At 59.4% G+C, this 12792-nt stretch carries 12 protein-coding genes and 1 riboswitch; of the genes, 5 read left to right on the top strand and 7 right to left on the bottom strand.

Annotated elements, in window-relative coordinates; translation table 11 throughout:
* Positions 1 to 239 precede the first annotated feature (239 nt).
* Positions 240 to 1310 carry a GGDEF domain-containing protein gene (locus JNB91_RS20905; protein ID WP_220327409.1) on the top strand — a complete coding sequence of 357 codons (1071 nt, stop codon included), beginning with the start codon at positions 240 to 242 and terminating at the stop codon, positions 1308 to 1310.
* Positions 1311 to 1357: 47 nt separating this feature from the next.
* Here JNB91_RS20905 and JNB91_RS20910 read toward each other — a convergent pair whose 3' ends face one another.
* From JNB91_RS20910 to JNB91_RS20920, 3 genes are read right to left on the bottom strand one after another with little or no spacing between them, the layout of a single operon-like run.
* On the bottom strand, positions 1358 to 1981 hold the full coding sequence (locus tag JNB91_RS20910) for a pyridoxamine 5'-phosphate oxidase family protein (RefSeq protein WP_346269374.1): 624 nt from the start codon (positions 1979 to 1981) through the stop codon (positions 1358 to 1360).
* Between the two features lie 5 nt (positions 1982 to 1986).
* Positions 1987 to 3810: a monovalent cation:proton antiporter-2 (CPA2) family protein gene (locus tag JNB91_RS20915; protein WP_220327410.1), complete on the bottom strand. Its 1824-nt coding sequence runs from the start codon at positions 3808 to 3810 to the stop codon at positions 1987 to 1989.
* Between the two features lie 24 nt (positions 3811 to 3834).
* Positions 3835 to 4218 carry a gamma-butyrobetaine hydroxylase family protein gene (locus JNB91_RS20920; RefSeq protein ID WP_220327411.1) on the bottom strand — a complete coding sequence of 128 codons (384 nt, stop codon included), beginning with the start codon at positions 4216 to 4218 and terminating at the stop codon, positions 3835 to 3837.
* Positions 4219 to 4438: 220 nt separating this feature from the next.
* Here JNB91_RS20920 and moaA point away from each other — a divergent pair, with 220 nt between their 5' ends.
* Positions 4439 to 5428: a GTP 3',8-cyclase MoaA gene (moaA, locus tag JNB91_RS20925; protein ID WP_220327470.1), complete on the top strand. Its 990-nt coding sequence runs from the start codon at positions 4439 to 4441 to the stop codon at positions 5426 to 5428.
* On the opposite strand, the gene thiD is transcribed toward moaA, so the two are convergent.
* From thiD to JNB91_RS20945, 4 genes are all read right to left on the bottom strand, one after another.
* Complete coding sequence (gene thiD / locus JNB91_RS20930; protein WP_220327412.1) at positions 5415 to 6239, bottom strand: bifunctional hydroxymethylpyrimidine kinase/phosphomethylpyrimidine kinase; 825 nt, start codon at positions 6237 to 6239, stop codon at positions 5415 to 5417. The two genes, moaA and thiD, sit on opposite strands and share 14 nt — an antisense overlap.
* Complete coding sequence (thiE, locus tag JNB91_RS20935) at positions 6236 to 6871, bottom strand: thiamine phosphate synthase (protein ID WP_220327413.1); 636 nt, start codon at positions 6869 to 6871, stop codon at positions 6236 to 6238. The genes thiD and thiE overlap by 4 nt, the downstream gene beginning before the upstream one ends.
* Positions 6868 to 7683 (bottom strand): hydroxyethylthiazole kinase, encoded by an 816-nt coding sequence (gene thiM / locus JNB91_RS20940; RefSeq protein WP_220327414.1) that lies wholly within the window; start codon positions 7681 to 7683, stop codon positions 6868 to 6870. The genes thiE and thiM overlap by 4 nt, the downstream gene beginning before the upstream one ends.
* Positions 7684 to 7732: 49 nt before the next feature.
* Positions 7733 to 7829, bottom strand: a riboswitch (TPP riboswitch).
* A gap of 140 nt (positions 7830 to 7969) precedes the next feature.
* Complete coding sequence (locus JNB91_RS20945) at positions 7970 to 10501, bottom strand: methyl-accepting chemotaxis protein (protein ID WP_223218298.1); 2532 nt, start codon at positions 10499 to 10501, stop codon at positions 7970 to 7972.
* A gap of 244 nt (positions 10502 to 10745) precedes the next feature.
* Between JNB91_RS20945 and JNB91_RS20950 the strand changes: the two genes are divergently transcribed.
* From JNB91_RS20950 to mobB, 3 genes are read left to right on the top strand one after another with little or no spacing between them, the layout of a single operon-like run.
* Complete coding sequence (locus JNB91_RS20950; protein ID WP_220327416.1) at positions 10746 to 11654, top strand: DMT family transporter; 909 nt, start codon at positions 10746 to 10748, stop codon at positions 11652 to 11654.
* 2 nt (positions 11655 to 11656) lie between these two features.
* Positions 11657 to 12271, top strand: a complete 615-nt coding sequence (gene mobA / locus JNB91_RS20955; RefSeq protein ID WP_220327417.1) for a molybdenum cofactor guanylyltransferase MobA — start codon at positions 11657 to 11659, stop codon at positions 12269 to 12271.
* A complete protein-coding gene (mobB, locus tag JNB91_RS20960; RefSeq protein WP_220327418.1) occupies positions 12268 to 12783 on the top strand; it encodes a molybdopterin-guanine dinucleotide biosynthesis protein B in 516 nt (171 codons plus the stop codon). Before mobA ends, mobB begins: the two co-directional genes overlap by 4 nt.
* Positions 12784 to 12792 lie beyond the last annotated feature (9 nt).

Here is a 12792-nt window from a genome sequence, read left to right on the forward strand (position 1 = left end):
CGGCCTCCTGATACCGCAATTTTCCTCTAGAGAAATACAATAATCACTAAAGTATATTTCTCTAAATAAATATACATGACGACTTATCACATTGAGCGAAAAAGACTTTTAGAAAATTCAAAATCTCTGCAAACTACTTAGCGGATGCGTTAGGGAAATAGATCCTTAATTATTTTCCAATAGTTTTTAATATAAGATTTTATCAAATCCATGTAGTGGGGTCTAACTGGGGGTCGTCTATGACGACGATATCTGCATCGAAGCCACATTCGGGCGACCTGATGGGGCAGATTATCTATGCAGTGCGGTCTATGGGTGTCTCGCCCATTCCGCGCAATTATCAGCTTTTTTATGAAGCCTATATCGGTTCGAATCCGGATCTGACACGAGAACTCGCGGCCCTTGGCAGCAGGGCTACTCAGGAGGATCTGGACGTCATTTCCGAACGTTATCTCGGAGGTCCGCAGTCAGCGGTCATTGAAAAAGCAAACGACCGTTTGCTTGGCGAACTGGATGCGCTGCTGAAGCTTCTGCGCCAGGAGCAAAATTCGCTTGAGAGCTATGGAAAGCTGCTCAGCGAGACGGCGGCGCGCATCAACACGAAGAACAGCTTCTCGACCGACATCATCCGTAGCGCCATCAGCCTGTTGCATCAGGCAACCGACGACAAGATGGCGCATGGCGAAAAGACCGTCGACGATATGGTGCAGCGGTCCAATGAAATGGATCAGGTTCGCCGCGAGCTCGACGAATACAAGCGCATCGCCAATACGGATTCTTTGACGCGACTGTCGAACCGTCGTGCCTTCGATGAACGCCTTGCTAGTTCGTTCGACAATCAGACGGCTTTGCCGCTGACGGCACTTGTGCTGGCCGACATCGATAACTTCAAGAAGATCAACGACAATTTCGGTCACCCGGTCGGCGACAAGATCCTTGCGACCGTCGCTTCGGTTCTGCGTGCCAATGTGCGCAAGGATGTCTTCGTCGCCCGCACCGGCGGCGAGGAGTTCGCCATCATCGTCGAGGGAAACACGCCCGACGAGGTCATGGTGATTTGCGAGCGCGTTCGTCGGGCACTGGAAACACGGACGTTCCGCAACTCCCGTTCAGGGATCAATTACGGACCTGTGACAATCTCGCTCGGTTATTCGATGGCCGCGCAGGCGGCGGATCCGGGTGAGCTTTATGCCCAGTCGGACACTGCTCTCTATTACGCCAAGAACAGCGGCCGGAACCGCTCGGTCTTCTTCGAAGACAGCATGAAAAGCCACTATCTCAGCAAGAACTGGCTGATCTACAAAAAATGAAAAGGCAGGCCGCGCGGCCTGCCTTTTCATTTTTGGAGACCCCGTAATCACCACATGGTCTTGGCGGCGCGCGCGGGCAACTCGCGATCGTAGGTCTCGCTGTCGAAATCCGCCTTGGTCGCCTTCAAAAGCTGCCCAGGTGTCGGCAGCGTCTTCGGATCGACGAAACGATCGACATTCCACAACTCGGAACGCATCAGCGCGCGAGCGCACTGGAAATAGACCTCGTCGATGGTGACGATTGCCACCGTTCGCGGATGCTTGCCGTCCATCTCGAAGCTTTGCAAAAGAGAGGGTTCGGCGGAGACGACCGCCCTGCCATTGACGCGCATCGTCGTGTTCGAGCCGGGGATCAGAAACATCAGGGCGACACGCGGATCACGGACGATATTGATCAGCGAATCGATCCGGTTGTTGCCGCGCCAATCCGGCAGAAGCAGCGTGCTTTCATCGGTTACCCTGACGACACCGCCGAGATCGCCGCGCGGCGAACAGTCGAGCCCCTCCGGTCCGACCGTCGCCAGCGCCACGAAGGGAGCCATTTCTATCATCTGCCGATATTCCGGGGTCAGCACCGTCGTCACCTTGGTAATCGACGCTTCGCCGACATCGCCATAGATAGCCTTCAATGCGTCCACCGATGTGATGATCCCTTGCTCATTCCCCAGCACATCACTCACGTTGCAGCCTCCTGAGCGGCCGCCTGCTCGGCTGCACGCTGTTCTCTTTGACGAGCTGTTCTCGCCGCGATGACGTCGGCCGGGCGGGCATTGCCCTTGATCAGCGAGCGGCCGGCATAAATGCCACCTATCTGTTCGAGCGCAAAACGTTCGCTGTCGGTTTCGCGGAATTCCTCGATGATCTGCGCCGTCAACTCCTGCTCTTCACCAAGCACGGTCAGGACTTCGCTACCGAAATTCAGCGCCGATTCGTAGGTCTCGCGGATTTGGTAGTCCACTCCAGCCTTCAACAGGTCGATCGCGTGACCGCGGTCATAGGCCCGCGCCAGAAGCGGCACCAGCGGGAATTCTTCCTTGACGATCTCGGCAATCTTTATCGCCGCTTCCTTGTCGTCGATGCAGATGAGGATGGCCTTTGCCGTCGCGGCACCTGCCGCATGCAGGATCTCCGGACGTGATCCATCACCGTAAAAAACCTTGAAGCCGAAGTCGCCGATATCCCGGATGAACTCGGCGTCCCTGTCGATGATCGACAGGGTGTATCCGCGCGCCAGAACCGGCTGGCTGACGATCTGTCCGAAACGGCCGAAGCCGATCATCAGCACGGTGCCGGCAATATCCTCGGGCGCATCGAGCCCGCTGGTATCCACCTGAGGTTTCGGCGCGATGCGGACATAGACCGCAACGACCAGCGGCGTGACCACCATGGAGAGCACGATGGTTGCGGTCAGGACCGCATTGGTCTCGGCATCGAAAATCCCGACTGAGGTCGCCGCCGCGTAAAGCACGAAGGCGAATTCACCGCCCTGCGCCATCAGGATCGCACGTCCCACGCTTTCCGGATGCGGCGCGCCCAAAAGCCGTGCCACGCCATATATGACCAGAGCCTTGACGATCATATAGGCCACGACCGCCAGGATTACATGCTGCCAGTTGGCGGCGATGACGGCGAGATCCACCGCCATGCCGACACCGAGGAAAAACAGGCCGAGCAGAATGCCGCGGAACGGTTCGATATCGGCCTCCAGCTGGTGGCGGAAGGACGATTCCGACAGAAGCACGCCGGCAAGGAAGGCGCCCATGGCCATGGATAGACCGGCGAAATCCATCAGCAGCGCCGAGCCGAGCACCACCAGCAGAGCTGCGGCCGTCATCACCTCGCGGGCGCCGGAATTGGCCAATAGCCGGAAGAAGGGGTTGAGCAGATAGCGACCGGCAAGAACCAGCGCCATCAGCGCCGCAAGCCCGATACCGACGGATTGCAGGCGCCCTGCCAGAGACACGGTCTCGCCATGCGAGGCCAGAAGCGCCACGATTGCCAAGAGCGGCACGATGGCCAGATCCTCGAAAAGCAGGATCGAGACGATATGCTGGCCCTTCGGCGTGTGCATATGATTGCGCTCCTGCAGCATCTGCATGACGATCGCGGTAGATGTCAGGACAAAACCGGTTCCGGCCACGAAGGCGACGGGCGCGGACTGGCCGAGCCCCATGCCGATTGCCATCAGCGCCACGATACAGGCGCAGACCTGCAGCGCCCCTAGGCCGAAAATATCCTTGCGCATGTTCCACAGCCGCGACGGCTGCATTTCAAGCCCGATGATGAAGAGGAACATCACCACGCCGAGTTCGGCTATGTGCAGTATGGCTTGCGGATCGGAGACGAGCTTCAATCCGAATGGACCAACCACAAGACCTGCCGCAAGATAACCAAGCACAGAGCCGAGCCCTATCCGTTTGAACAGGGGCGCGGCAATGACCCCTGCCCCGAGCAGCGCCACGACCTGGACCAGTTCACCTGCATTCGATTCTGCCGCCACCCGCTTATCCCCTTACTTATCCTGTTAATGCGCTCGCGCGCCGTCTCGGCTCAGGCCCTTAGCAGCCAGTTCCTCTTCGTATTGTCGAAAAAGATTGTCACCATCGATCCCGAGTTCCCGCAGATAACGCCAGGTAAAAATCCCGCTGTCGTGACCGTCGTCGAAAGCGATACGCACGGCATAGTTTCCGGCGGCAACCACGTTGCGGATCGCCACCATGCGCTTGCCGGGAACCGTCACCTTCTGTCCGGGGCCGTGGCCCTGAACCTCGGCAGAGGGAGACAGAACACGCAGCCGTTCGGCAGGCAGCGCGAAACGCGCGCCATCGTCGAATGTCACGGTCAGAGTTCTCTTGTCCTCGGCCACGCGCAATTCGGTCGGCCAACTGTCATTTAAAACCTCGGTCATGTCCGCTCTTCCAATTTCACCCACTCAGGATTATGGATTTCGTCAATTCGCCGCAACCCTGTCCGTCGCGCTGATTTGATCCAAGATACATCCGCCTTGCCGGTGTAAAGCTTGACGTCGCCTTCAAGGACCACCAGATTCCGGCGATCAGGAGTATGTTGATTTGAATTCCATCGTTACCCCACCCCTGTTCGGCAATCCAGCGTCGGCTCACGCGCCGATGATCGATCCGTTCGGCCGTGCGGTGACCTATCTTCGCGTGTCGGTGACGGACCGTTGTGATTTCCGCTGCACCTATTGCATGGCGGAAAACATGACATTCCTGCCGAAGAAGGACCTTTTGACACTCGAGGAACTTGAGCGTCTCTGTTCCGCCTTCATCGCCAAGGGCGTTCGTAAACTGAGGCTCACCGGAGGCGAACCGCTGGTGCGCAAGAACATCATGTTCTTGGTCGAAGCGCTTGGAAAGCAGATCGAGGCCGGACGGCTGGACGAGCTGACGCTGACGACCAATGGTTCGCAGCTGACCCGCTATGCGCAGGAACTCCATGACAATGGCGTGCGCCGCATCAATGTCTCGCTCGACACGCTGAATGAGGCCAAATTCAAGGCGATCACCCGCTGGGGCAATTTCCGTCAGGTGATGGACGGCATCGACGCCGCGCAGAAGGCCGGCATCAAGATCAAGCTCAACGCCGTGGCGCTGAAGGATTTCAACGATCTCGAAATCCCCGACATGATCCGTTTCGCCCATGGCCGCGGCATGGACCTGACTTTGATCGAAACCATGCCGATGGGCGAAATCGACGAGGATCGCACCGACCAGTATCTACCTTTGTCAGAGGTTCGTGCAGGTCTCGAAAACCAGTTCACGCTCTCCGACATCCCCTACAAGACCGGCGGCCCCGCGCGTTATGTCGAGGTGAAGGAAACCGGTGGACGGCTGGGCTTCATCACGCCGATGACGCATAATTTCTGCGAAAGCTGCAATCGCGTCCGCCTCACCTGCACCGGCACGCTCTACATGTGCCTCGGCCAGAACGACGCGGCGGATCTGCGCTCGGCCTTGCGCGCCTCTGACGACGACGAGTATCTTGCGACCGCCATCGACGAGGCGATCACCCGCAAGCCGAAGGGTCATGACTTCATCATCGACCGTACCCACAAGCGGCCCGCCGTCGCCCGGCACATGAGTGTCACCGGCGGGTGATGCCTTCATTCCATAGTTCTACGAAATGATGGACAGGCCCATGACCGCTGCCGACTGACAGTTCGTTAGCGGCCGCGATCGCCTCTGCCAGATAGGTTTTCGCCGCCCTGACCGCCTCAACCACCGACTGACCTTTTGCCAATTCGGCAGCAATAGCGCTGGATAGGGTGCAGCCGGTTCCGTGCGTATTTTTTGTCCTGGTTCTCGACCCTTCGAACCAGGTCACTCCGCCAGCCTCAGCCAGCACATCCGGGCTGTCATCGCTCTCCAGATGCCCGCCCTTGATCAGCACGGCCCGCGGTCCAAGATGTAGCAGCCGCTTCGCCTGCGCTGCCATGTCTTCCCGCGTTTGCGCCTCTCGCTCGCCGAGCAGGGCTGCCGCTTCCGGCAGGTTGGGTGTAATCACGGTTGCCAGCGGCAGAAGTCTCTCGATGATCGCCTGATTGGCATCCTTCGCCAGAAGCGGCGCTCCACCTTTTGCAACCATGACCGGATCAAGCACGATCGGAATTCCAGCCGCATAGGCTTCAAGCGAGGCGGCAACCGTCTCGGCAATCTGCGCATTGGCGATCATGCCGATCTTCACCGCATCGACCCTGACGTCTGAAAAGACAGCCTCGATCTCAGCGCGGACAAAATCAGGCGGCAGCGCATGGATGGCGGTGACGCCTTGCGTATTCTGCGCCGTCAACGCGGTCAGCGCCGCCATCCCATAGGTTCCGCGGGCGGAAAATGCCTTGAGGTCAGCCTGGATGCCGGCACCGCCGGACGGATCGGAACCTGCAATCGATAAAACATTGCGAATGGTCATTTGCCTATCCTTGCGATTTCTGCAGCAATAAGTCTGGTCGCTGCCTCCGGGTCCGGCTGTCCGCATATGGCGGAGACAACGGCGAGGCCTTTGGCTCCGGCCGAGAAAATTTCGCCTGCATGCCCTCCCTTGACCCCGCCGATCGCGACCGCAGGAACAGGTGCCAGCGCCACGATCCGCTTCAGGCCGTCGAAACCGACAGGGGGCTTGTGGTCAGGCTTGGTTCCGGTGGCAAAGACCGGACCAATACCGACGTAATCAACCACGGCCGGATCGACACGTTTCGCCAGTTCCTCCGTTTCGACGGAAAGACCCAGGATCATTTGATCGCCGACACGCGCGCGCACCGAGACTGCCGCCATGTCGTCCTGCCCGACATGGATGCCGTCGGCACCGATCGCAAGCGCCGCATCCACGTCATCGTTGACGATCAGCGGCACGCCGGTTCCGGCAAGTGCCGCCTTCAGTTCCAGCCCCATCGCGATCATTTCGGCGGTCGTCGCCTGCTTGTCGCGCAATTGCACCATGGTCGCGCCGCCGCGTACCGCAAGACGTGCCGTCTCGATCATTCCAACCGCGCGGCAAAGATCAGGGTCGAGCACCAGATAGAGGGAAAGATCGAAACGCTTCATGCCGACACCACCCTTGCGACAGCGTCCACCGCATCGGGCGTTACTTCGGCAAGCAGGTCGAGAAACCGTACGGCGAAGGATCCCGGAGCTTTTGTCTCCCGCCCGGCCAATTCGCCTGCCGCGGCAAACAGGGCGAGCGCGGCTACCGTCGCCTCGAGAGGCTTGCCCGGCACCGTGCCGACATAGGCACCGACAATGCAGGTCAGAGAACAGCCAAGCGCCGTCACTTTCGGCATCAGCGGTGAGCCGCCGAAAACATGGACGGCGCGATCACCATCCGTGACGAAGTCCCGCTCGCCCGTCACCGCCACCACGCAGCCATGGCGAATGGCGAGCGTGCGGGCTGCCGCCTCGGCAGACGCGACGCTATCACCTGAATCCACGCCCTGCCCCGCCGCCTGTTCTCCGGCAAGCGCGATGATTTCGGAAGCGTTGCCGCGGATCACCGTCGGCCTCAACGCCAGAAGCTCTGCCACGGCAGCGCGTCGATAGGTGGTCGCAAAATGCGCAACCGGATCGAGCACCCAGGGTTTTCCCGCCTCGCCCGCAGCCGTTGCCGCCTTCTTCATGCCATCGAGAAAGTCAGGCGAGATCGTGCCTATATTGACGGTCAGCGCCGCGGCGATAGTCGCGAATTCACCGGCTTCCTCCGGGCTATGAACCATTGCTGGCGAAGCGCCTGCCGCCAGCATGACATTGGCTGCAATGTTCATTGCGACGAAATTGGTGATGTTCTGCACCAGCGGATTTTTCTGCCGCATCGCGGCCAGCAACGGGCCGGGTCTCAAGGATTGAACGGCATGGTCAGTCATCTGCGCCTCCTTTTTCAACGGAGGAGGACGTGGGGATACGACGTGAAAGACGAAGACCCGAACGACTCCCTCCGCCAGCATGATCTGGTTCAGGTTCAAAGGGTGCTTCTCAGCCCGGCTTTCGCCGGACGCCCCTGTCATGACCAACAACTATAGGATGACGCGCACAGGTTCCAGCACTTTTGCGGAACACAGTCCAGTCACAGCCATCTTCGACAAAAAAAACGCCCTCGTCTCCAAGGGCGGTTTTAGGGGTTTACAGGAAATTCCGGCTCACGCCCGCCTGTCAGGCAGCGTCGCTACGATAACCGCGAAGTTGCGGCTCCTCGTAATGCTGCTCGCTCTCGCTCGTTCTGAAACGGCCGATCTTCTGCGTCAGATCCTCGACCCGATGGCGCAGGCCACGGATCTCGGCATTGTTCTCCTCGACCATGGCGGCATTCTGCTGGGTGATCAGTTCCACATCGTTGACGGCCTGGGTCACCTGCGTGATGCCGGTCGACTGTTCGGCCGCAGCGGAGGAAATCTGCGCCACCAGCTTGCGCACGTCGGTGACGTGGGCAATGATTTTCGACAGCGCATCGCCGGTTTCCTCGACCAGTTGCACGCCGCTTTCCACCTGCATCGCACTTGCGGAAATCAACTGCTTGATCTCGCGGGCGGCACCGGCGCAACGCTGGGCAAGTTCGCGAACCTCCTGGGCAACTACCGCAAAGCCGCGACCTGCCTCCCCGGCACGCGCAGCCTCGACACCGGCATTCAGCGCCAGAAGGTTGGTCTGGAAAGCGATTTCATCGATCACGCCGATAATGGTCGCGATCTTGTCGGAGGAACGGCTGATCTCGCCCATCGCATTGACGGCACGCGAGACGACCTCGCCGGAACGGACTGCAAATTCCTCCGTCTCGTTGACCGAACGGGATGTCTGCTGTGCGTTTGCGGCCGTGCTGCGCACGACTTCGCTCAGGTGACGCAGAGCCCGCGAGCTCTCCTCCAGTGCTGCCGCCTGCTGTTCGGTGCGCCGTGCCAGATCGTCCGCAGAAGCGGACAGATTGGCGGTACCACCATTGATCTCCTGTGCGGCATAACCGACCTCGGAGAGTGTCGCGCGAAGCGCATCGACGGCCTGATTGTAAGTTCTCGCCATCATGACGAAATCGGCGGGCAGATTTTCATCCATACCCGTCGCCAGATCGCCCTCGGCCAGATTACCCAGGACCCCGGACAAGGCGGTCAGCGCGTGCTGCTGTTCCGCTGCGACGCGGGCACGTTCGCTGGCGCGCTGTTCGGACTCGGCCGTGGAGAGTTCGCGCGCGGCTGCGGCTTCGTGTTCCAGACGGATATTTTCCCTTGCAGCATCACGGAACACGGTGACGGAGCGCACCATATCGCCGATCTCGTCGCCACGCTCACGACCTTCGATCGCGACCTCCAGATCGCCATCGGCAAGACGCTTCATCACCTCAGTCACGCGGCGCAGCGGCCCGCGCAGGGTTTCCACCAGCATAAGGCCACCGGCAATTGCCAGAATGGTTCCGACGACCATGGCGATGACCGAGAGGTTTGCCGACCTTTCGCTATCTTCCTTGCCGACTTCCTGGGCCTGGGCGACGAAATTCTTCAAACCGGCCATGGCGGCGGTCAGCGTCGTGGACGCCGCAGTCCTCTTGTTCTGCCAGTCATCGGCGATCTCGATCAATTTCGCCGATCCGCCATCAAGTGATGTCAGAAGCGGATCCATTTTCACGCCGAAACCCGCCATGGTGAAATTGGTCTTTGCAAGTTCGGAAACACGCATTGAGACGGTGCGCAAACCCGCAGTGGATTCCAGCAATGGCGTTTGTGCAGCCTTGCTCATGGCTCCACCCATGCGCTCGACAAGAAGCTTCAACTCATCGATTCGTCCCAATGCGCTCTCGGTCTGAGCCAACAGTTCACGCTGGGCTGCAACATCGCCTTCAAGACCGACGAACCGCTCGGCGGCAGTTACCGCCCTACTGCTCGTCAGTTCATTCAGGTCTCGCTGAATCGGCAGGAGAGCGCTCACAGCAAGCCGCACAGCCTGCGCCTTGTCCGCCATCGGAGCGTCATTCTCAAGTACCGCAGCCAGATTGGCCGTGGCTGTGCGGGCAGGGTCAAACGCCTTCGCGATCTTTTCGGAAACGAGGGCACTGACCTTGCCGAACTCTTCCTGCAACGGAGGGAGATAAAGCTTGGCCGTATCTAGTGCCGCATCATCGCTTTCAGCGCGGCGCATGGCGTCTCTGAGGCCCGAGATCCTGTCGGAAATGGCATTATAGGCATAGGCTTCGAACAGCATGCCCTTGGCAAATCGTTCCTTGCCGTCGCTCTGCTTTCGCAGGTTGCCCATCTGTGCCGCCACCTGGGTGCCAAGTGTGTCGATCTCCGCTATCGTGGCAGCCATCTGAGCCTCCGTTTCGTCCCGGAGCAGCTTGACCGACCACAACGCATCGACATGGCCGCGCATTGCCGAAGCAAGACCGATAACAGGCGTAACGCGCTCGCGATCATTCTCGTTGGCGAGAAGGCCTTCCAGCAAGGAAACGCCTTTTTCCTGCGCGTCTATATCTGCCTTCAACGCCGATAGCGTCTTTTCGTCAGGCGCGGCAGAAAAGTCCTGCAGGCTGGCCTGAAGGCGCTCGAAGTCGCCTATATTCTCAATCGTGGCCCGAGTGACGGTCATATGACCGTTCAACGTGTTGGCCGTGTAATACCCGGCAAGCCCCACGCCGGCGATCAGGAACACCAAAGGGATAACAAACAGAAGAACCTTGGTGACGATTTTACGGCTCTGCAAAAGTCGATCAATAAACAATTTTTCCCCCGTCAATTAGCTCGGCTGAAGGCACGCCTTACATGCGTGCGCAACGAAGCGATTCCGGCATCATGCGGGAACATTCACAAACCATGTCCACTTTCGGTTGAACAACCGTTAATGGCGCTTGGCGACATTTTCGCGCGCACGACATGAGACGGAAAATCGCTGGCAGCGGGCATGTCGATCCCTTAAAACACCGGGCAGCACGGGCGGGGGAATCATCATGGCATTGTCGGACAACACGCGGGGAGCGCTTTTGATGGCGACCGCGATGGCCGTGTTTTCCTGCAATGATGCGATGGTCAAGGCTCTGACCCACGAGCTCAGCATTCCGCAAATCATGGCTGTACGCGGCGTATTGACGACCGCACTCGTCTTCGCGGTCTCGATTTTGCTCGGGGCGCGGCTTTCGTTTCGCACCTTCACCCATCCGCTCGTGCTTCTGCGAACCGCGTTCGAACTCGGCGCGACACTCTGCTTTTTCAACGCCCTTGCCAGAATTGACTTCGCTTCTGCCGCATCGATCATGCAGTCGCTGCCGCTTGCCGTCACACTAGGTGCGGCTCTCCTTTTCGGCGAACCAGTTGGCTGGAGGCGCTGGAGCGCCATCATCGTCGGTTTTCTGGGAGTGCTGCTGATCATCCAGCCGGGACCGGAAGGCTTTTCCTCGGATGCGCTGTTCCCGCTGGCCGCGGTCTTCTTCACCGCGTCGCGCGATCTCGTCACTCGCCGGATTGCACGGGAAATTCCGAGCATTCATGTGACCCTGTTCACCTCTCTCATCATCACGGCCGCCGGTTTTGCCCTCATTGTCCCGACAGGCGGCTGGCATCCGATTTCGGACTTTAACTGGCTGCTGCTGGTTTTGACCGCGATTGCCGTTTTCTGTGGCTACCAGACCATCATTCTTTCGATGCGCGGCGGAGAGATCTCCTTCGTCGCTCCATTCCGCTATACCAGCCTGATCTGGGCGCTCGTCATCGGCGTGCTGATTTTCGGCGAGCGTCCCGGGATGACCGTTCTCATCGGCGCCGCCATCGTCATCTGCTCCGGCCTCTATACCTTCTACCGGGAGAGCCGCCGCGCCATCGATACGGCTAAGACGGCTGCAGCACCTCCGGCGAGCGGCTGACGATGCGCCCGCCCGGTCTCATCCTTGCCGGCGGCCGATCGAGCCGCATGGGAGAAAACAAGGCGCAGCTTCAACTTGGCCGGGACAGTATTCTAGGCCATGTCGTGCGCAGGCTCGGCCCGCAGGTCTCGGAACTCGCCATCAATGCCGCCGATCCAGTTCCCGGGCTTGATACCTATACTCATGTCTCAGACAGCCTTGACGGACAACTCGGGCCGCTTGCGGGCATTCTCACCGGCATGCGCCATTATTCCGCCCATCAACCCGAGGCTTCGCATTTCGCCAGCGCTCCCTGCGATAGCCCCTTCCTGCCGCCGGACCTCGTATCGCGACTGACTGCTGCCTGCAGCACTGCAGAAACGATCGTCATCGCCACGTCACTGGAGCGCCGTCACCCGGTTTTCGGTCTCTGGCCGGTCGCTCTTGCCGAGGGTCTGGAACGCTGGCTGCTCAAAGGCGACAATCGCCGCATCGGTGCATTTCTCGACCATCACCATTTGGTGACTGTGGATTTCCAGCCTCTCCAGACGCGCTACGGCTCACTTGATCCCTTCTTCAACATAAACACACCCGAAGAGCTTGCCCATGCGAGCACCTTCGCGGAGATCCTTGCATGAATACTACACCCGCCTTCGGCATTTCCGGATGGAAGAATTCCGGAAAGACAGGACTGACCGTTCGGCTGGTCGAAGAACTGACGGCCCGCGGTTACCGCATCTCCACCATCAAGCACGCCCATCATGACTTCGACATCGACAAGCCCGGTGCGGACTCCTTCCGTCACCGCGAGGCCGGTGCCGGTGAAGTGGCGATCGTCTCGGGCGCGCGGTTCGCGATCATGCATGAATTGAGAGGCGCAGATGAACCGAGACTTGACGAGATCCTTGAGCGGCTGGCCCCTTGCGATCTGGTTCTGGTCGAAGGTTACAAGCGGGAAGCCATCCCGAAGATAGAGCTGCGCCGACTGGAATCGAAATGCCGCGAACCTCTGGCTCCGAACGATCCCCATATCGTCGCCATCGCGGCAGATCATCCGATCGAAGAGCAGGCATTACCCGTATTCGACCTTGACGACACCGTATCGATCGCCGACTTCGTCATCCGCGCAACCGGCCTTCCCAGACGCTAAAAGCCGCCG

Origin of the sequence: Aliirhizobium wenxiniae (assembly GCF_019511445.1) — a bacterium.
GTDB lineage: Bacteria > Pseudomonadota > Alphaproteobacteria > Rhizobiales > Rhizobiaceae > Neorhizobium > Neorhizobium wenxiniae_A.